This is a genomic window from Cupriavidus sp. BIC8F (assembly GCF_032465815.1).
In the GTDB taxonomy this organism is placed as follows: Bacteria; Pseudomonadota; Gammaproteobacteria; order Burkholderiales; family Burkholderiaceae; genus Cupriavidus; species Cupriavidus necator.
Map to the genome: position 1 here is coordinate 1,511,114 of NZ_CP136094.1, position 20,292 is coordinate 1,531,405.

Annotated in this window: 19 protein-coding genes; all 19 read left to right on the forward strand. The window is 67.8% G+C overall.

Going from position 1 to position 20,292, the window contains the following annotated elements; translation table 11 throughout:
- The first annotated feature begins 39 nt into the window (after positions 1 to 39).
- Positions 40 to 516, forward strand: coding sequence for a PaaI family thioesterase (locus tag RS901_RS07055; RefSeq protein WP_316152350.1), 477 nt, complete (start codon positions 40 to 42; stop codon positions 514 to 516).
- Between the two features lie 64 nt (positions 517 to 580).
- The gene (locus RS901_RS07060; protein ID WP_316152351.1) at positions 581 to 1,762 is read left to right on the forward strand and encodes an isovaleryl-CoA dehydrogenase; all 1,182 of its coding nucleotides are present in this window, start codon (positions 581 to 583) and stop codon (positions 1,760 to 1,762) included.
- A 108-nt stretch (positions 1,763 to 1,870) separates the two neighbouring features.
- Complete coding sequence (gene aceK, locus RS901_RS07065) at positions 1,871 to 3,712, forward strand: bifunctional isocitrate dehydrogenase kinase/phosphatase (protein WP_316152353.1); 1,842 nt, start codon at positions 1,871 to 1,873, stop codon at positions 3,710 to 3,712.
- A complete protein-coding gene (can, locus tag RS901_RS07070) occupies positions 3,709 to 4,380 on the forward strand; it encodes a carbonate dehydratase (protein ID WP_316152355.1) in 672 nt (223 codons plus the stop codon). Before aceK ends, can begins: the two co-directional genes overlap by 4 nt.
- Before the next feature lie 50 nt (positions 4,381 to 4,430).
- Positions 4,431 to 5,609: an acetyl-CoA C-acetyltransferase gene (locus tag RS901_RS07075; protein WP_316152357.1), complete on the forward strand. Its 1,179-nt coding sequence runs from the start codon at positions 4,431 to 4,433 to the stop codon at positions 5,607 to 5,609.
- A gap of 94 nt (positions 5,610 to 5,703) precedes the next feature.
- On the forward strand, positions 5,704 to 6,384 hold the full coding sequence (locus RS901_RS07080; RefSeq protein ID WP_013955256.1) for an SDR family oxidoreductase: 681 nt from the start codon (positions 5,704 to 5,706) through the stop codon (positions 6,382 to 6,384).
- A gap of 30 nt (positions 6,385 to 6,414) precedes the next feature.
- The gene (locus RS901_RS07085; protein ID WP_316152360.1) at positions 6,415 to 7,545 is read left to right on the forward strand and encodes an acyl-CoA dehydrogenase family protein; all 1,131 of its coding nucleotides are present in this window, start codon (positions 6,415 to 6,417) and stop codon (positions 7,543 to 7,545) included.
- Positions 7,546 to 7,622: 77 nt separating this feature from the next.
- A complete protein-coding gene (locus tag RS901_RS07090; RefSeq protein ID WP_018314407.1) occupies positions 7,623 to 8,279 on the forward strand; it encodes a 2-hydroxychromene-2-carboxylate isomerase in 657 nt (218 codons plus the stop codon).
- On the forward strand, positions 8,276 to 8,962 hold the full coding sequence (locus RS901_RS07095) for an HAD family phosphatase (RefSeq protein ID WP_316152363.1): 687 nt from the start codon (positions 8,276 to 8,278) through the stop codon (positions 8,960 to 8,962). The genes RS901_RS07090 and RS901_RS07095 overlap by 4 nt, the downstream gene beginning before the upstream one ends.
- On the forward strand, positions 8,959 to 9,399 hold the full coding sequence (locus RS901_RS07100) for a YchJ family protein (RefSeq protein WP_316152364.1): 441 nt from the start codon (positions 8,959 to 8,961) through the stop codon (positions 9,397 to 9,399). Before RS901_RS07095 ends, RS901_RS07100 begins: the two co-directional genes overlap by 4 nt.
- Positions 9,396 to 10,073: a glutathione S-transferase gene (locus tag RS901_RS07105; protein ID WP_316152365.1), complete on the forward strand. Its 678-nt coding sequence runs from the start codon at positions 9,396 to 9,398 to the stop codon at positions 10,071 to 10,073. The genes RS901_RS07100 and RS901_RS07105 overlap by 4 nt, the downstream gene beginning before the upstream one ends.
- A 53-nt stretch (positions 10,074 to 10,126) precedes the next feature.
- Complete coding sequence (locus RS901_RS07110) at positions 10,127 to 11,734, forward strand: carboxyl transferase domain-containing protein (protein WP_316152366.1); 1,608 nt, start codon at positions 10,127 to 10,129, stop codon at positions 11,732 to 11,734.
- Between the two features lie 42 nt (positions 11,735 to 11,776).
- A complete protein-coding gene (locus RS901_RS07115; RefSeq protein WP_316152367.1) occupies positions 11,777 to 12,673 on the forward strand; it encodes a dienelactone hydrolase family protein in 897 nt (298 codons plus the stop codon).
- A 37-nt stretch (positions 12,674 to 12,710) separates the two neighbouring features.
- Complete coding sequence (locus tag RS901_RS07120; protein ID WP_316152369.1) at positions 12,711 to 13,499, forward strand: enoyl-CoA hydratase/isomerase family protein; 789 nt, start codon at positions 12,711 to 12,713, stop codon at positions 13,497 to 13,499.
- A 265-nt stretch (positions 13,500 to 13,764) separates the two neighbouring features.
- Entirely contained in the window at positions 13,765 to 15,177 is a 1,413-nt protein-coding gene (gene bioA, locus RS901_RS07125; RefSeq protein ID WP_316152371.1) for an adenosylmethionine--8-amino-7-oxononanoate transaminase, read from the forward strand.
- Positions 15,167 to 16,381, forward strand: coding sequence for an 8-amino-7-oxononanoate synthase (gene bioF, locus RS901_RS07130; RefSeq protein ID WP_316152372.1), 1,215 nt, complete (start codon positions 15,167 to 15,169; stop codon positions 16,379 to 16,381). The genes bioA and bioF overlap by 11 nt, the downstream gene beginning before the upstream one ends.
- Positions 16,378 to 17,115 (forward strand): dethiobiotin synthase, encoded by a 738-nt coding sequence (bioD, locus tag RS901_RS07135; protein WP_013955267.1) that lies wholly within the window; start codon positions 16,378 to 16,380, stop codon positions 17,113 to 17,115. Before bioF ends, bioD begins: the two co-directional genes overlap by 4 nt.
- A gap of 19 nt (positions 17,116 to 17,134) precedes the next feature.
- The gene (bioB, locus tag RS901_RS07140; RefSeq protein ID WP_013955268.1) at positions 17,135 to 18,166 is read left to right on the forward strand and encodes a biotin synthase BioB; all 1,032 of its coding nucleotides are present in this window, start codon (positions 17,135 to 17,137) and stop codon (positions 18,164 to 18,166) included.
- 64 nt (positions 18,167 to 18,230) lie between these two features.
- On the forward strand, positions 18,231 to 20,258 hold the full coding sequence (locus RS901_RS07145; RefSeq protein WP_316152377.1) for an acetyl/propionyl/methylcrotonyl-CoA carboxylase subunit alpha: 2,028 nt from the start codon (positions 18,231 to 18,233) through the stop codon (positions 20,256 to 20,258).
- Positions 20,259 to 20,292: the final 34 nt, after the last annotated feature.

Consider the following 20,292-nt stretch of genomic DNA (forward strand, 5'->3'; position numbering starts at 1 on the left):
CTGCCCGGCGACCCAACGATTTCACACCGGAACTCCGCCATGACGTCATCCAACGCCAGTGCCGTACCCGCTGAACCAGGATCGCTGTCCGCCGCGCGCGCCGACGCCATCGCCACCAGCTTTTCCCGCCAGGGGCTGATGACCACCTTTGGCGCGAGCCTGCGGCGGGTGGACCGCGGCGAGGTCGAGCTGGCCATGCCGTGGTCCGAGGGCGTGACCCAGCAGCACGGCTTCTTCCACGGCGGCGCGGTGGGTGCGCTGGCAGACAGCGCCTGCGGCTACGCCGCGCTGACGCTGGTGGGCGAAGATGAGGCGGGCCTGACCGCCGAGTACAAGATCAACCTGCTGTCCCCCGCCCAGGGCGAACGCCTGGTGGCGGTGGGGCGGGTCCTCAAGCCCGGGCGCACGCTGATCGTGGCGCAGGGCGATGTCTATGTCGAGCAGGACGGCCGCCGCAAGCAGGTGGCCACCATGCTGATGACGCTGTGCGTGGTCAAGACACTGGGCCACGTCTGAACCGACGGTTCCGGCCATCCATCCGGAACCCGACACACATACCGATTCCAAACAGGAGACCATCATGACCGAACTGCCAGGCCTGAAATTCGATCTGGGCGAAGACATCGAGATGCTGCGCAACTCCGTGCGCGACTGGGCCCAGGCCGAGCTGGCCCCGCGCGCCGGCGAGATCGACCGCACCGACCAGTTCCCGATGGACGCCTGGAAGAAGATGGGCGACCTGGGCGTGCTGGGCATCACCGTGGCCGAGGAGTACGGCGGCGCCAACATGGGCTACCTGGCGCACATGATCGCGATGGAGGAAATCAGCCGCGCCTCGGCGTCGGTCGGCCTGTCCTACGGCGCGCACTCCAACCTGTGCGTGAACCAGATCCACCGCAACGGCACCGCCGCGCAGAAGGCCAGGTACCTGCCCAAGCTGGTCTCGGGCGAATGGATCGGCGCGCTCGCCATGAGCGAGCCCAATGCCGGCTCCGACGTGGTCAGCATGAAGCTGCGCGCCGAGCTCAAGGGCGACCGCTACGTGCTCAACGGCACCAAGATGTGGATCACCAACGGCCCGGACTGCGACGTGCTGGTGGTTTACGCCAAGACCGAGCCCGAGCTGGGCGCGCGCGGCATGACCGCCTTTATCGTCGAGAAGGGCATGAAGGGCTTCTCGGTGGCGCAGAAGCTGGACAAGCTGGGCATGCGCGGCTCGCACACCGGCGAACTGGTGTTCCAGGACGTGGAAGTGCCGGTGGAGAACATCCTTGGCGCCGAGAACGGCGGCGCCAAGGTGCTGATGAGCGGGCTGGACTACGAGCGCGCGGTGCTGTCCGGCGGCCCGGTCGGGATCATGCAGGCGTGCATGGACGTGGTCACGCCCTATATCCACGACCGCAAGCAGTTCGGCCAGAGCATCGGCGAGTTCCAGCTGATCCAGGGCAAGGTGGCCGACATGTACACCACGCTGCAGGCCGCGCGCAGCTACCTGTACACGGTCGGCAAGAACCTGGACGGGCTGGGCAGCGGCCACGTGCGCCAGGTGCGCAAGGACTGCGCCGCGGTGATCCTGTACACCGCCGAGAAGGCCACCTGGATGGCGGGCGAGACCGTGCAGATCCTGGGCGGCAACGGCTATATCAATGAATACCCGGCCGGCCGCCTGTGGCGCGACGCCAAGCTGTACGAGATCGGCGCCGGCACTTCGGAGATCCGCCGCATGCTGATCGGCCGCGAGCTGTTCGCGGAAACCATGTAAAGCGCAAGGGGGCGCTGAAATCACCCGGAGCCCCCGCCCGAACCCCATTACAATCTCAGTACCCGTCGCAAGACCTCTCGCAGTATTGCCCCCGGCCCCCGTCGACCCATGTCCCACTTCCCCAAACTGCTCTCCTCGCAGATTGCCTTCGATGTGGCGAGAACGATGCTCGACGGGTTCGACAAGCATTACCGCCTGTTCCGCGAGGTCAGCCACCAGGCCAAGCTCAAGTTCGAGGCCGGCGACTGGCACGGGCTGCAGCAGATCCAGCGCGACCGCATTGCGTTCTACAACGAGCGCGTGCGCGAATCGAGCGTGATCCTGGAAGACGAGTACGACGCCGAGAATATCGAGGACGAGATCTGGCAGCAGATCAAGCTGCACTACATCGGCCTCCTGACCAACCACCACCAGCCCGAACTGGCCGAGACCTTCTTCAACTCGGTCTGCACGCGCATCCTGCACCGCTCGTACTTCAACAACGATTTCATCTTCGTGCGCCCGGCGATCTCGACCGAGTACATCGAGAACGAGGAATCGCCCACGCGCCCGACCTTCCGCGCCTACTACCCGGGCAGCCGCGAGGGCATGGCCGCGTGCTTCGAGCGCATCGTGCACAACTTCCAGCTGGAGAGCCCGTTCGAGGACCTGCCGCGCGACATCGGCTACGTGGTGCGCGCGGTCAGCGAGCATTTCGGCGACCTGCGCATCGCACCGAATTTCCAGATCCATACGCTGTCGTCGCTGTTCTTCCGCAACAAGTCGGCCTTCATCATCGGCCGCATCCTGAACGGCGACCGCACTTTCCCGCTGGCGATCCCGATCGTGCACGGCCCCTCGGGCAAGCTGATGCTGGACACGGTGCTGCTGAAGAAGGAACAGCTGCTGATCCTGTTCTCGTTCACGCACTCCTATTTCATGGTCGACATGGAGATCCCGTCGGCCTACGTGACCTTCCTGCGCGACATCATGCCGCGCAAGCCGCGCGCCGAGATCTATACTTCGCTGGGCCTGCAGAAGCAGGGCAAGAACCTGTTCTACCGCGATTTCCTGCACCACCTGCAGCATTCGTCGGACAAGTTCATCGTCGCGCCCGGCATCCGCGGGCTGGTGATGCTGGTGTTCACGCTGCCGTCGTACCCGTACGTGTTCAAGGTCATCAAGGACTTTTTCCCGGCGCCCAAGGAAACCACGCGCGAGCTGGTCAAGTCCAAATACCAGCTGGTCAAGCAGCACGACCGTGTCGGCCGCATGGCGGATACGCTGGAGTACTCGGACGTGGCCTTTCCGCTCTCGCGCTTCGACGATGCGCTGGTGCGCGAGTTCGAGCAGCACGCGCCGTCGATGATCGAGTACCAGCGCGGCAAGGACGGCGGCGAAGAGATCGTGGTGCGCCACGTTTATATCGAGCGCCGCATGACGCCGCTGAACATCTACCTGACGGAAGGCTCCGACGCGCAGGTCGAGCACGGCGTGATCGAATACGGCAACGCCGTCAAGGAGCTGATCGCCGCGAACATCTTCCCGGGAGACATGCTGTACAAGAACTTTGGCGTCACGCGCCACGGGCGCGTGGTGTTCTACGACTACGACGAAATCGAGTACCTGACCGACTGCAACATCCGCCACGTGCCGCAGCCGCGCAACGAGGAAGAGGAGATGTCGGGCGACGTCTGGTACACGGTGCGTCCGCACGATTTCTTTCCCGAGACCTTCCGCACCTTCCTGCTGGGCGACACGCGCGTGCGCGCGGCGTTCCTGCGCCACCATGCGGACTTTTTCGACCCTGCCATGTGGCAGAGCCACAAGGACCGGCTACTGGCCGGACATGTTCATGACTTCTTTGCCTATCACAGTTCAGAGCGATTCATTCACCGCTACGGCGACGCTGGCAGCGCGCAGGGTGCCGCTGCCGTTCCCGATCCTGGTCCTGCAAGGAGGGTCGCATGACTGACGCCATCGCCCAGCTGTTCCGCAACAACCGCGAGTGGGTTGACCGGGTCAACGCCGAAGACCCCACCTTCTTCATGCGCCTGGCCAACCAGCAGGCGCCCGAGTACCTGTGGATCGGCTGCTCCGATTCGCGCGTGCCGGCCAACCAGATCCTGGGCCTGGCCCCGGGCGAGGTGTTCGTCCACCGCAATATCGCCAACGTGATCGCGCACAGCGACCTGAACGCGCTGTCGGTGATCCAGTTCGCGGTAGAGGTGCTCAAGGTGCGCCATATCACCGTGGTGGGCCACTATGGCTGCGGTGGTGTCAAGGTCGCGCTCAAGCGCGAGCGCATCGGCCTGGCCGACAACTGGCTGCGCCATGTGCGCGACGTGGCCGACAAGCACGAGGCCTATCTCGGCACGCTGCTGCGCGAAGACGACGCCCATACCCGGCTGTGCGAGCTCAATGTGATCGAGCAAGTCAACAACGTCTGCCAGACCACCGTGATCCAGGACGCCTGGACCCGCGGCCAGGCCGTGACCGTGCATGGCTGGGTCTACGGCGTGTCCGACGGCCTGCTGCGCGACCTGGGCATGGCCGCCAGCAGCAACGACGAACTGCACGAGCAGCTGGCCGCGGCCTACCGCCAGTACGGCGATCCGCCGCAGGCGTCGATCCGCTGACCGGACCCACCCGACACCGCTTCTTCATACACCGATCCAGGAGACCCGACATGGAAGAGATCGTCATCGTTTCAGCCGCCCGCACGCCGATGGCTGCGTTCCAGGGCGAATTCGCCAGCGTCACCGCGCCGCAGCTGGGCGCCGTGGCCATCCGCGCCGCCGTCGAGCGCGCCGGCCTGAAGCCCGAGCAGGTGGAAGAAGTGGTGTTCGGCTGCGTGCTGCCGGCCGGCCAGGGCCAGGCCCCGGCGCGGCAGGCCGCGCTGGGCGCGGGCCTGCCGCTGGGCGTGGGCTGCACCACCGTCAACAAGATGTGCGGCTCGGGCATGCGCGCGGCCATGACCGTCTACGACGGGCTGATCGCGGGCTCGTTCGATATCGCCATTGCCGGCGGCATGGAGAGCATGACCAATGCGCCGTACCTGGTGCCGAAGGGCCGCGGCGGCTACCGCATCGGCCACGGCATGATCTACGACCACATGATGCTGGACGGCCTGGAAGACGCGTATGACAAGGGCCGCGCCATGGGCACTTTCGGCGAGGACTGCGCCGCCAAGTACGGCTTTACGCGCGAGCAGCAGGACGAATTCGCGATGGAAAGCGTGCGCCGCGCGCAGCAGGCCACCGAGAACGGCGACTTCCGCTGGGAAATCGCGCCGGTGACCGTGTCCGGCAAGGGCGGCGACACCGTGATCGACACTGACGAAGGCCCGCGCCGCATCAAGCTCGACAAGATCCCCTCGCTCAAGCCGGCCTTTGCCAAGGACGGCACCATCACCGCGGCCTCGTCGTCGTCCATCAACGACGGCGCCTCGGCGCTGGTGATGATGCGCGCCTCCACCGCGAAGCAGCTGGGCCTGCAGCCGATCGCACGCATGTTGGGCCATACCACCCACGCGCAGGCGCCGGGCTGGTTCACCACCGCGCCGGTGGAAGCGATTTCCAAGCTGTACCGCAAGCTGGACTGGACCACCGACAGCGTCGACCTGTTCGAGATCAACGAGGCCTTTGCCGTGGTGCCGATGGCGGCCATGCACGACCTCAAGATCGCGCGCGACAAGGTCAATATCCACGGCGGCGCCTGTGCGCTGGGGCACCCGATCGGCGCCTCGGGTGCGCGCATCATGACCACACTGATCGGCGCGCTGCGCAAGACCGGCGGCAAGCGCGGCGTGGCGAGCTTGTGCATTGGCGGCGGCGAGGCAACCGCGGTCGGTATTGAGATTCTCTGACGTAGTTCTGCGCCCCCTCTTCCTCATAAAGGGGGAGGGGAGCAAGACCCAGGCAGTTCGCTGAACCCAAGTAGCCAGCCAAAGGAGCCCAGCCTTGCCAACCGTCCTGATCCTCGGTGCCTCGCGCGGCATCGGCCTTGAATTCGTGCGCCAGTACCGTGCCGACGGCTGGCGCGTCATTGCGGCGGCGCGTACGCCCGAAGGCGTCGGCGCGCTGCAGGCGCTGGGTGCCGAAGCTCACCAAGTCGACCTGTCCGATGCCGGCGCAGTCGCGGGCCTGGGCTGGAAGCTCGACGGCGAAGCCCTCGACGTGGCGATCTACAACGCCGGCGTGCTGGGGCCCCGCACCGAAGGCGCGCAGCCGGTCACGCCGCAGGAATTCGACCAGGTGATGCATGTCAACGTGCTGGGCCCGATGATGGCGCTGCCGCTGCTGCTGCCCTACGTCGAAGCGGGCCAGTCCGGCCACGGCGGGGTGCTGGCGGTGCTGTCTTCGCGCATGGGCAGCATCACCGCGATGGAGCACAGCACCAGCTGGCTGTACCGCGTCAGCAAGGCCGGCGCCAATGCGGCGCTGCGCGCGGTGTCGCTCGATGCGCGCCACGCCACCTGCGTCGCGCTGCACCCGGGCTGGGTCAAGACCGACATGGGCGGCCAGGAAGCCGACCTGACCGTGCAGCAGAGCGTCAAGGGCATGCGCCAGGTGCTGGCCGGCGTCAAGCGGCGCGACAACGGCACCTTCCATAACTACGACGGCACGCCCATCCCCTGGTAAGCGCGCCCGCACACTGATCACCGAACCGACATGCTGCTGACCCCCGAACAGGAAATGATCCGCGACGCCGTGCGCCAGTTCGCGCAGGAAGTGATCGCGCCGCAGGCCGCGCAGTGGGACCGCGACAAGACCTTCCCCAAGGACGTGCACCGCGAGCTGGCGGCGCTGGGTGCCTACGGCGTGGCGGTGCCGGAGGAATATGGCGGCGCCGGACTAGATTACCTGTCGCTGGCGCTGATCCTGGAAGAGATCGCGGCCGGCGATGGCGGCACCTCTACCGTCATCAGCGTCAACAACTGCCCGGTGTGCAGCATGCTGATGTCGTTCGCCAGCGAGGCGCAGAAGCAGCAGTGGCTGGTGCCGCTGGCGCGCGGCGAGATGCTGGGCGCGTTCTGCCTGACCGAGCCGCACGTCGGCTCCGATGCGTCGGCGCTGCGCACCAGCGCGGTACGCGACGGCGACCACTACGTGCTCAACGGGGTCAAGCAGTTCATCACCAGCGGCCAGAACGCCGACGTGGCGATCGTGCTGGCCGTGACCGACAAGGCTGCCGGCAAGCGCGGCATCAGCGCCTTCATCGTGCCGACTTCGACCCCGGGTTACGTGGTGGCGCGGCTGGAGGACAAGCTCGGCCAGCACTCGTCGGACACCGCGCAGATCCTGTTCGAGGACTGCCGCGTGCCGGCGGCCAACCTGCTCGGCGACGAAGGCGGCGGCTACAAGATGGCGCTGTCGGGGCTGGAAGGCGGGCGCATCGGCATCGCTTCGCAGAGCATCGGCATGGCGCGCGCCGCGTTCGAGGCCGCGCTGGCCTATGCCAAGGAGCGCGAGAGCTTCGGCCAGCCGCTGTTCCAGCACCAGGCGGTGCAGTTCCGCCTGGCCGAGATGGCCACCCGCATCGACGTGGCGCGCCAGATGGTGTGGCACGCCGCCGCGCTGCGCGACGCCGGCCGGCTATGCCTGAAAGAGGCCGCGATGGCCAAGCTCTTTGCCAGCGAGATGGCCGAGCGGGTGTGCTCGGATGCGATCCAGGTGTTTGGCGGCTACGGCTACGTCAGCGACTTCCCGGTGGAGCGCATCTACCGCGACGTGCGCGTGTGCCAGATCTACGAGGGCACCAGCGATATCCAGAAGATCCTGATCGCGCGCGCGCTGGCCTAGGGCACGGGGTGCGTGCCGCGAAGGCGGCGCGCCCCCCTGATTCCAGACCCGGCAACCACAACAAGAAGGGCCCCGACATGACCGCAGCGATCGACTTCTACTTTGATTTCTCTTCGCCCTACGGCTACTTTGCCAGTACCCGCATCGACGACCTGGCGCAGAAGTACGGGCGCATTGTCGCCTGGCATCCCATCCTGCTGGGCGTGGTGTTCAAGACCACCGGCGCCTCGCCGCTGCCGCAGCTGCCGCTCAAGGGCGACTACTCCTGGCGCGACTTCGAGCGCACCGCGCGCTTCCACGGCATCGAATACAAGCGCCCCACGCATTTCCCGCTGCCCACCACGCACGCCGCGCGTGCCATGCTGTGGCTGCAGAACCACCACGGCGACGACATCGCCACGGCCTTTGCCAAGTCGGTGTACCGCGCGCTGTTCGTCGACGACATCAACATCGCCGAGCCGGCCGAGATCATGAAGCTGGCCGAGCCGCTGGGCGTGGACGTGCAGGCGCTGGATGCCGGCGCCACCAGCTACCAGATCAAGGACCAGCTCAAGGCCGAGATCGACGTGGCGATGGCCAAGGGCGTGTTTGGCTCGCCCTTCGTCATCATCGACGGCGAGCCATTCTGGGGCTTCGACCGCTTCGACCAGGTCGAGGCCCACCTGAAGAGCCGCCGCCAGACTGAACTCAGGGCCGTGCCGAGCCTGGACACCAAGGAAAAGAAACCCGCATGACTGCAGCAACCCGTGGCCATTCCGGCCGATTCGATTGCGTGATCTTCGACTGCGACGGCGTGCTTGTCGACAGCGAGCCCGTCGTCAACCGCGTGCTCAACCAGATGCTGAACGAGCTTGGCATCGAGATCTCGCTGGAAGACTCCACGCGCCTGTTCCTGGGGCGCGCCGTGCGCGAGGAGCTGGACATGATCGCGCGCATGCGCGGCGCGCCGCTGCCCGAGAACTGGCTGTCGACCTGGCTGGCCCGCCGCAACGCGGTGCTGGAAGCCGAAGTCGTCGCGGTGGCGCATGTGCGCGAGGCCATTGGCAAGATCGCCGCCACCGGCATGCCGGTGTGCGTGGCGTCGGGTGCGGACCGCATCAAGGTCAAGCTGCAACTGACCAGGACCGGCCTGGTTGAGCTGTTCCAGCAGGATGAGCGCGAGCATATCTTCTCCGCCACCGAAGTGGCGCGCAGCAAGCCCGCACCCGATGTGTACCTGCTGGCCGCGCGCACCATGGGCGTGGAGCCGGCGCGCTGCGCCGTGGTGGAAGACAGCCCGACCGGCGTGACCGCGGGCGTGGCCGCCGGCATGACGGTGTTCGGCTACGCCGAGCGCAACGATGCCGCGCTGCTGCGCGAGGCCGGCGCGGGCACCATCTTCACCGACATGCGCGACCTGCCGGAGCTGGTGGGATGACAGGGCGGACAACGGCAAGCCGCCTGCCCAAGGCCGGACCGGTGCCGTGCCCGTGCGGCAGCGCGGACTATGCCGCCTGCTGCGGCCGCTTCCATCGTGGCGAGGCACTGCCACCCAATGCCGAGGCGCTGATGCGCTCGCGCTACAGCGCCTATGTGCTGAACGACATGGAATGGCTGCGGCAGACCTGGCATGCATCGACCTGCCCGGCCGACCTGTTGCCGGATACCGCCACACGCTGGCTGGGGCTCACGGTGAAGGCGCATGCGCAGCAGGACGACACGCATGCCGAAGTGGAATTCGTGGCGCGCTACAAGGTAGGCGGGCGCGCCTGGCGGCTGCATGAGCGCAGCCGCTTTGTCTGCGAAGCGCGCGCGCCCGGCGAAGCGCCGCGCTGGCTTTATGTGGATGGGGACATGATCGGGGAGGCACCATGAGCATCGAGAAGCGGAACGAGCCTGAGTACCTGCTGTATTGCTTTGCCCAGTCCGGCAATGCCTACAAGGTGGCGCTGCTGCTGGAAACCGTCGGCGTGCAGCGCGGCCAGCAGCTGTGGCAGCCGCGCTTCGTCGACTTCTTCAATGGCGAGACCCGTACGCCCGAGTACCGCGCCATCAACGTGATGGGCGAGGTGCCGGTGCTGGAGTTCGGCGGCCAGCGCATGTCGCAGTCGGGCGCCATCCTGGAAACGCTGGCCACGCGCCTCGATGCCTACGGCCCGCGCGATGAGGCCGAGCGCGCCGAGGTGCTGCGCTGGCTGCTGTTCGACAACCACAAGTTCACCTCCTACACCGCCACCTACCGCTTCATGCGCAATTTTGCCAGGTCGCCGGACCCGGCCGTGCTGGAGTTCTTCCGCGCGCGCTGCGAAGGCGCGTGGAACGTGCTCAACGCACACCTGGCCGGTCGAGCGTTCCTGCTGGGGGAGCGCGCCAGCATCGCGGACTTCTCGCTGGCGGGCTACGTCTTTTTCGACGACGAGATCGGCGTGCACTGGCGCAAGGAGTACCCGCATATCCACGCCTGGGCCGAGCGCATCCGTGCGCTGCCGGGCTGGAAGCATCCCTACGACCTGATGCCGGGGCACCCGCTGCCCAGGCACGCAGGCTGAGCGCGGCCGCTGGCAGGACGGCGAAAACCAACATCAAGCAGGAAGAGACACAGATGCCCACCCTGGAAACCAAACTCAACGCCCGCTCCGAATCCTTCAAGGCCAACGCCGAGTCGATGCAGGCCCTGGTGGCCGACCTCAAGGCCAGGATCGCCAAGCTGGCCGAAGGCGGCGGCGAAGACGCGCGCAACAAGCACCTGTCGCGCGGCAAGCTGCTGCCGCGCGAGCGCGTGCAGCAACTGCTGGATCCGGGCACGCCGTTCCTTGAGCTGTCGCAGCTGGCCGCATACGACATGTACGACAATGCCGCGCCGGGCGCGGGCATCATCACCGGCATCGGCCGCGTGGCCGGGCAGGAGTGCGTGATCGTCTGCAATGACGCCACCGTCAAGGGCGGCACCTACTACCCGATGACGGTCAAGAAGCATGTGCGCGCGCAGGAGATCGCCGAGGAGAACAACCTGCCGTGCATCTACCTGGTGGATTCCGGCGGCGCCAACCTGCCCAACCAGGACGATGTGTTCCCGGACCGCGACCACTTCGGCCGCATCTTCTACAACCAGGCCAACCTGTCCAAGCAGGGCATCCCGCAGATCGCGGTGGTGATGGGATCGTGCACCGCCGGCGGTGCCTACGTGCCCGCGATGAGCGACGAGTCCATCATCGTCAAGAACCAGGGCACCATCTTCCTGGGCGGCCCGCCGCTGGTGAAGGCCGCGACCGGCGAGGAAGTCAGCGCCGAGGACCTGGGCGGCGCCGACGTGCATACGCGCCTGTCGGGCGTGGCTGACTACTTCGCGCAGAACGACCACCATGCGCTGTCGCTGGCGCGCAATATCGTGCAGCACCTGAACCGCCGCAAGCCGGACCAGATCCGCCTGCACGAGCCGGTCGAGCCGCTCTATCCGGTGGAAGAACTGTACGGCGTGATCCCGACCGACACGCGCAAGCCCTACGACGTGCGCGAGGTGATCGCGCGCCTGGTCGACGGTTCCGAGTTCGACGAGTTCAAGGCGCGCTACGGCACCACGCTGGTGTGCGGCTTCGCGCGCATCTGGGGCTACCCGGTCGGCATCGTCGCCAACAACGGCATCCTGTTCTCCGAATCCGCACTGAAGGGCGCGCACTTTATCGAGCTGTGCTGCCAGCGCAAGATCCCGCTGGTGTTCCTGCAGAACATCACCGGCTTCATGGTGGGCCGCAAGTACGAGAACGAAGGCATTGCCCGCAATGGCGCCAAGATGGTGACCGCCGTGGCCACCGCGCAGGTGCCCAAGTTCACGGTGATCATCGGCGGCTCGTTCGGCGCCGGCAACTACGGCATGTGCGGGCGCGCCTATTCGCCGCGCTTCCTGTGGATGTGGCCGAATGCGCGCATCTCGGTGATGGGCGGCGAACAGGCCGCCAGCGTGCTGGCCACGGTGCGCCGCGACGGCATCGAGGGCAAGGGCGGCAAGTGGAGCGCGCAGGATGAAGAGGCGTTCAAGCAGCCGATCCGCGACCAGTACGAGCACCAGGGCCATCCGTACTACGCCAGCGCGCGCCTTTGGGACGACGGCGTGATCGACCCGGCGCAGACCCGCACCGTGCTGGGCCTGGGTCTTTCCGCCAGCCTGAATGCACCGATCGACGAGATGAAGTTCGGCGTGTTCCGCATGTGATTCCGGCCACGCCAATACTGTCCCATTACCGCCTTCCACCCCATGCGCAGCGTCGCCCGCCTGCTTTGCAGCCTAGCCCTGGTCACGGCGCTTGCCTTGCAGGCGCCGCTGTCCGGGCATGCGCAGAGCGCGAACGGCAACGGCAAACCTGCGCCGCGCATGCGCTTCCAGGAGCAGGTGGTGATGCTGCCCAAGGCGGCGATCCCGTCGCGCATCGACCTGGAAGCCACGGTGTTCAAGCCGGCTGGCGACGGGCCGTTCCCGCTGGTGGTGATCAACCACGGCAAGGCGCCGGGCCGGCCCGTCATGCAGGGGCGCGCGCGCTTTCCGGCGCAGAGCTTGGAATTTCTGCGCCGCGGCTACGCCGTGGTGCTGCCGATGCGGCAGGGTTTTGCGCGCTCCGGTGGCGCCTATGTGGGCGGCAGCTGCGACATCGAGACCAACGGCATGATGCAGGCCGACGATGTCGTCGCCACGCTCGACTTCATGGCCACCCAGCCCTATGTGGACATGGAGCGCATTGTCGTGATCGGCCAGTCGCATGGGGGCCTGACCACGATGGCGTTCAGCACCATCGGCTATCCGGGCGTGCTGGGCGTGGTCAATTTTGCGGGCGGGCTGCGCAACCTGAACTGCCCGGACTGGGAAGAGCGCCTGGTCGATGCCTTTGCCAGCTACGGCAGCCTGGCGCGCTACCCGTCGCTGTGGGTGTACGGCGATAACGACAGCTACTGGCCGGTGCCCTTGCCCGGCCGCATGTTCAACGCCTTCAAGGCGCGCGCCACCGGTCCCGCGGCTCAATCACGGCTGGTGGACGTCGGCGAGTTCGGCAACGACTCGCATCGCGTCTTCAGCGCGCGCGAAGGCATTTCGGTGTGGCTGCCTGAAGTCGGCAACTTCTTCCGCTCGCTGGGCCTGCCCTTCGACGCCGGCACCTGAACCGCACCAGACAACTTATACGCCAACGGAGCGAACCATGGAATTCACTGCACTGACCGTCAATATCGCCAGCCACGTCGCCACCGTCACGCTGAACCGGCCCGATGTGCGCAACGCCTTCAACGAGACCGTGATCGCCGAGCTGACCGGCGCCTTCCGCGCGCTGGGCGACATGGACGAGGTGCGCGCCATCGTGCTGGCCGGCAACGGCCCGGCCTTCTGCGCCGGCGCCGACCTGAACTGGATGAAGAAGATGGCGGGCTATTCGGACGACCAGAACCGCGCCGATGCGCTGACCCTGGCGCAGATGCTGCACACCATCTGGTCGTGCCCGCGCCCGGTGATCGCGCGCATCCAGGGCGACACCTACGCCGGCGGCATGGGCCTGGTAGCCGCGTGCGATATCGCGGTGGCCGCCGAGCACGCGCACTTCTGCCTGTCCGAGGCGCGCCTGGGCCTGCTGCCCGCCACCATCAGCCCGTATGTGATCCGCGCGCTGGGCGAGCAGGCCGCACGCCGCTACTTCATCACCGCCGAGCGTTTCGATGCCGCCGAGGCGCTGCGCCTGGGCTTTGTCCATACGGTGGTGCCGGCCGAGGCCCTGGACGCCAAGGTCGCCGAACTGGCGACCGCGCTGGTGGCCAACAGCCCGAACGCCGTGCGCGAAAGCAAGCGGCTGGTGCAGGACATCGCCGGGCGCGCGATCGACAACGATTTGCTGGCCGATACCGCGGACCGGATTGCAAGGATCCGCGCGTCGGAAGAGGGGCGTGAAGGCGTGAAGTCCTTCCTGGAGAAGCGCTCGCCGTCGTGGCGCCCCGCTTGAGTCACACGTCCGGCCTGCCGCAGTGAAAAAAGACTGCCGGCAGGTTGCGTGGAGATCGCGGCACGCTAGCGACAAGAGCAACGCTTCACCCAGATAACATTCGGTAAATCCGGCTAAAGCGCAGCTAACGCAAAAATATCGCCTTCATTGCCAAGCCCGGGAAGACATTCCTAACATGACCCTCCCCAACCTGTCCGCCACCGTTGCACGGCCCGGCCTTGCCGGCAGCGGCGCGCGCGCGGACGGTCAACAAAGGAGGGCTACCTTGGATCACCTGTCCCTTTCCCCAGGCAGCGACGCGCAGGCACTCGGCCAGCGCAGCCGCAGCGCCGTCTGGCATCCATGCACGCGGCTGCGCCCCGACGACGACGCCGTGCCGCTGGCGATCGTGCGCGGCGACGGCCCGTGGCTGCATGATGCCGACGGCCGCCGTTATTTCGACGCCACCAGTTCGTGGTGGGTCAACCTGTTCGGCCACGCCAACCCGCGCATCAACGCCGCACTGGCCAGCCAGCTGGAAACGCTGGAGCACGTGATGCTCGCCGGCTGCACCCATGCCCCGGCGGTGGAACTGGCCGAGCGCCTGTCAGCGCTGACCGGCGGCGCGCTCGGCAATGTCTTCTACGCCTCGGACGGCGCCTCGGCGGTCGAGATCGCGCTGAAGATGAGCTTCCACTACTGGCGCAATACCGGCCTGCCGGCCAAGCGCGAGTTCGTCTGCCTGCGCCACGGCTACCACGGCGAGACCGTGGGTGCGCTGGCGGTGACCGACGTGGAAGTCTTCCGCGATGCCTATGATCCGCTGATCCGCCGCGCACACGTGGTGATGTCGCCCGACGCACGCCAGGCCGCACCAGGCGAGAGCGCTGCGGACGTGGCTGCCCACGCCCTGACGGAGCTGGAAACCCTGCTGCGCGAGCGCGCCGGCCAGATCGCCGCGCTGATCGTCGAGCCGCTGGTGCAGGGCGCCGCCGGCATGGCGATGTACGACCCGTCGTATCTGGATGGCGCGCGCGCACTGTGCGACCGCTACCGGATCCACCTCATCGCCGACGAGATCGCGGTGGGCTGCGGGCGCACCGGCACCTTCTTCGCGTGGGAACAGTCGCGCGCCGGGGAGGTGCCGCTGCCCGCGCACCTGTGGCCCGACTTCCTGTGCCTGTCCAAGGGCATCAGCGGCGGCTACCTGCCGCTGTCGCTGGTGCTGTCGCGCCCGGAGATCCAGCGCGCCTTCGTCGCCGACGAGCTGGCGCGCAGCTTCCTGCATTCACACTCCTACACCGGCAACCCGCTGGCCTGCCGCGCCGCGCTGGCCACGCTGGACCTGTTCGCGCAGGACGACGTGCTCGCGCGCAACCGCGAGCGCGCGCACTGGCTCGCCGACGGCATGGCCGCGCTGGCCGCCGACGCGCGCCTGCGGCACGTGCGCCAGCGCGGGCTGATCTGGGCCGCCGATGTGCGCGATGACGTCGCCGGCGCTGACTTTGCCGCGCGTTTCCACCACGCCGCGCGCGAGCGCGAGCTGCTGGTGCGCCCGATCGGCAATACGCTGTACGTGATGCCGCCCTACGTCCTCGATGCCGCGCAGGCACGCTGGCTGGGCGAGCAACTGCTGGCCACGCTTGACGATGTGACCACCGATGTGACCACGGCCCGGGAGGTGCGCCATGCTGCTTGAACAACTGAAGCAGGCCGCCGAACAGCGCCACGCGCTGGCCCTGACGCGCCGCCGCCGCGTTGCCCACACTGCCTGCGCGCCGCACCAGGCCGTGGGCGAGGACGGGTCCGAGCCGGAATCGCTGCTGACCTTCTGCAGCAACGACTACATGGGGCTGGCCAACCACCCGGACGTGATCGCCGCGCTGGTGGAAGGCGCGCAGCGCTATGGCGCCGGCAGCGGGGCCTCGCACCTGGTCAGCGGGCATTCGCTGGCGCACACCCAGCTGGAAACGGAACTGGCGCGCTGGCTCGCCCCGCATATCCCGCATGCGCGCACGCTGTATTTCTGCACCGGCTACATGGCCAACATGGCGGTGCTGACCGCGCTGGGCACGGCGGGCGCCACGCTGTTCTGTGAGTCGCTCAACCATGCCTCGCTGATCGATGGGGCGCGGCTCGCGCGCGCCGACGTGCAGCGCTACCCGCATTGCGACACCGCCGCGCTGGCAGCGCTGCTGGCGGCCAGCACCAGCGAGCGCAAGCTGATCGTGACCGACAGCGTGTTCAGCATGGACGGCAATGTCGCGCCGCTGCGCAAGCTGCTGGAACTGGCCGAGCGCCATGATGCCTGGATCATCGTCGATGACGCCCACGGCTTCGGCGTGCTGGGCGAGCAGGGCCACGGCGTGCTGGAAGCGCTGGGACTGTCGTCCGAGCGGCTGATCTATATCGGCACGCTCGGCAAGGCCGCCGGCGTGGCGGGTGCCTTTGTCGCCGCGCACGAGACCATCATCGAACACCTGGTCAACACCGCGCGGCCCTATATCTACACCACGGCCGCGCCGCCGGCGGTCGCGCATGCGCTGCTGGCCAGCCTGGCGATCATCGAAGGAGAAGAGGGCAGGCAACGCCGGGCGCAACTGACGCGCTGCATCGGCATGCTGCGCGAGGGGCTGGCCCAGCTGGCTGCCATCGCGGGCTGGACGCTGGGCGACAGCGAGACCGCGATCCAGCCGCTGATCGTCGGCGACAACGGCGCCGCGCTGGCGCTGTCAGCCACGCTGGAGGCGGATGGCATCCGCGTCGGCGCGATCCGGCCGCCGACGGTGCCGGAAGGCACCGCGCGGCTGCGCATCACGCTGTCGGCTGCGCACACCGGAGACGATGTGCGGCGCCTGCTGGATGCCCTGAGCGCCGCCGTGGCGCAGCGGGAGGTCGCATGAGCACGCGCGCGCCTTTTGCCTGCTTTGTCACCGGCACCGATACCGGCATCGGCAAGACCCACGCCAGCGCCACGCTGCTGCATGCGCTCCATGCCGCCGGCTACCGCACCGCGGGCATGAAGCCCGTGGCCAGCGGCAGTGAGTGGCGCGACGGCCATTGGCACAACGACGACGTGGCGCAGCTGCGCGCCGCCAGCTCGGTGGCGGTGCCGCTGGGCCAGACCTGCCCGTTCCTGCTGCGCACGCCGTGCTCGCCGCACCTGGCCGCCGCGCACGAGGGCGTGCGCATCACGCGCGCGCCGGTCCGCACCGCCTTCGACGCGCTGCGCCGCCAGGCGGATGCGGTGGTGGTGGAGGGCGTGGGCGGTTTCAACGTGCCGCTCGACGCAGGCGCCGTGCGCTGGAACACCGCCGACCTGGCGGTGATGCTGGCGGTGCCGGTGGTGATGGTGGTCGGCATCCGGCTCGGCTGCCTGAACCACGCCGTGCTGACCGCCGAAGCCATCCGCGCGCGCGGCCTGCCGCTGGCGGGCTGGATCGCCAACCGGGTCGACCCGGACATGCTGCTGGCCGACGAGAACATCGCCACGCTGCACGCGTCGCTGGACGCGCCTTGCCTGGGTGAACTGCCCTGGCAACTGGCGCCCGCCGCTGCCGCTGGCCGGCTCGACCTTGCGCCGCTGTTCGCCGCCGCCACCCAATACCAAGCCGAGGCCGCCGGCCTTGCTGCCTGAACCAGAATTCGCATCGATCATGACTCAAGCTCATACCGCTACCACCGTTACTACCGTTTCCGTCGATTCCCTGCGCCAGAGCGCGCGCTCGCACGCACTGCCCGATGACGCCGCGTGGCGCGTCGATGACGTTGCCGCGCTGTTCGCGCTGCCGTTCAACGACCTGTTGTTCCGCGCCCAGCAAGTGCACCGCGAGCACTTCGACGCCAATACCGTGCAGCTGTCCACGCTGCTGTCGATCAAGACCGGCGGTTGCGAAGAGGATTGCGGCTACTGCCCGCAGAGCGCGCACCACGATGCAGGCGTGAAGGCCGAGAAGCTGATGGCGCTGGACGAGGTGCTGGACGCCGCGCGCGCGGCCAAGGCCAACGGTGCCACCCGCTTCTGCATGGGCGCCGCCTGGCGCAGCCCCAAGGACCGCCACCTGGAGCCGGTGATGGACATGGTGCGCGAAGTGAAGGCGATGGGCCTGGAGACCTGCGTCACGCTCGGCATGCTCAAGGCCGAGCAGGCGCAGCAGCTCAAGGACGCGGGGCTGGACTACTACAACCACAACCTGGATACCTCGCCGGAGTTCTACGGCAAGATCATCACCACGCGCACCTACCAGGACCGGCTCGACACCATCGGCCATGTGCGCGACGCCGGCATCAATGTCTGCTGCGGCGGCATCGTCGGCATGGGCGAGGCGCGCGAAGCGCGCGCCGGACTGATCGCGCAGCTGGCCAATATGGACCCATATCCGGAGTCGGTGCCCATCAACAACCTGGTCCAGGTCGAGGGAACGCCGCTGGCGGGCACCGAGGCGCTGGACCCGTTCGAGTTCGTCCGCACCATTGCCGTGGCACGCATCACCATGCCGCGCGCCATGGTGCGCCTGTCCGCCGGCCGCGAGGCCATGGACGAAGCGTTGCAGGCGCTGTGCTTCATGGCCGGCGCCAATTCCATTTTTTACGGCGAAAAGCTGCTGACCACCGGCAACCCGCAGGCCGACCGCGATCGCGCCCTGCTGGCCCGCCTCGACATCCGCGCAGAGGGCTACGCGGGATGACGAGGTAAGGAAGCCCACCGGTAATCAGCTCGCTCGCCGTCCTGTCGAAAAACCAGGAGGAGCCATGTTCAACAAGATCCTGATCGCCAACCGCGGTGAAATCGCCTGCCGCGTGGCCGCCACCTGCCGCCGGCTCGGCATCCGCACCGTTGCGGTGTACTCGGATGCCGACGCCGACGCGCGCCACGTCGCCTTCTGCGACGAGGCCGTGCATATCGGCGGCTCGGCCGCGCGCGACAGCTACCTGCGCCCGGACCACATCATCGAGATGGCGAAGGAGACCGGCGCCCAGGCCATCCACCCGGGCTATGGCTTCCTGTCCGAGAATGAAGCCTTTGCCGAGGCCTGCGCCGCGGCGGGGCTGGTCTTCATCGGCCCGCCGGCGTCTGCCATCCACGCGATGGGCAGCAAGAGCGCGGCCAAGCAATTGATGGAGAAGGCCGCGGTGCCGCTGGTGCCGGGCTATCACGGCGAGGACCAGGGTCCGGCGCTGCTGCGCCGCGAGGCCGACCGCATCGGCTACCCGGTGCTGCTCAAGGCCAGCGCCGGCGGCGGCGGCAAGGGCATGCGCGTGGTCGAGTCGGGCGACGGCTTCGAGGCCGCGCTGGCCTCGGTCAAGCGCGAGGCCAGCGCCAGCTTTGGCGATGACAAGGTGCTGGTGGAGAAGTACCTGACGCGCCCGCGCCATATCGAGATCCAAGTGTTTGCCGATACCCACGGCAACTGCGTCTACCTGTTCGAGCGCGACTGCTCGGTGCAGCGCCGCCACCAGAAGGTGCTGGAAGAAGCCCCCGCGCCGGGCATGACCGATGAGCGCCGCCGCGCCATGGGCGAAGCGGCGGTGGCCGCGGCCAAGGCGGTCGGCTATGTCGGCGCCGGCACGGTCGAGTTCATCGCCAACCAGGACGGTTCGTTCTACTTCATGGAGATGAACACGCGCCTGCAGGTGGAGCACCCCGTCACCGAAATGATCACCGGGCAGGACCTGGTCGAATGGCAGCTGCGCGTCGCCGCTGGTGAAGCCCTGCCGCTGACGCAGGACCAGCTGCGCATCGACGGCCATGCGCTGGAAGCGCGTATCTACGCCGAGAACCCCGACAAGCAGTTCCTGCCGTCCACCGGCACGCTGCGCTTCCTGCGCACGCCGCCGGCGGTGCAGTTCATGCGCGGTGAGGATGCACACGGCCCGGCGGGTATCCGCATCGATGCCGGCGTGCGCGAGGGCGACACCATCAGCCCCTTCTACGACCCGATGATCGCCAAGCTGATCGTCTGGGGCAAGGACCGCGACGAGGCGCTGGCGCGCATGCGCCAGGCGCTGGCGGCCTACCACGTGGTGGGGCTGTCGACCAACGTGGCTTTCCTGCAGCGGCTGGTGTCGTCCCAGGCGTTCCGCACCGCCGATCTCGACACCGGCCTGATCGAGCGCAACGAGAAGGTGTTGTTCCCGCCGCCGGCGCCGGTCGGCCTGGAAGTCATCGCGCTGGCGGTGGCGGCGCTGTTCGACCGCGAGGCCCGCGAGCGCCGCATCGACGCCGCCGACCAGCATTCGCCGTGGACCCATGGCGGCGCGTGGCGGCTGAACGGCGGCGTGTCGCGCACGCTGCGCTTCGGCTATGGCGAGCAGGTGCTGGAGGCGACGCTGAGCACCAATGAGCGCGGCAGCACGCTGATCTATGCGGACCAGGCTGCGCCCTTTGCCTGCACCTGCCAGGCCGATGATATCCGCATCAACCTTGGCACCCGGCGCGCGCACGGGCAGGTGCATGCCGATGGCGAGACCTTCCACGTCTTCTATGCCGGGCGGCATGTGAGCCTGGCCTGGCTCGATCCGTTGGCCCATGCCGGCGAGACCGAAAGCGAAGGCGGCAAGCTCACTGCGCCGATGCCCGGGAAGGTCATTGCCGTGATGGTCGAGGCGGGCAGCACCGTCACGCGCGGCACGCCGTTGCTGGTGATGGAGGCCATGAAGATGGAGCACACCATCAGCGCACCGGTGGATGGGGTGGTGAGTGAGGTGCTTTACGGGGTGGGGGAGCAGGTTGTGGAGGGGGCGCAGCTTCTGGCGTTCGAGGGGAAGTCAGGGGCTTGATGCGCGCTAGGGGTGGCAGGGGCACGGGGTCCGA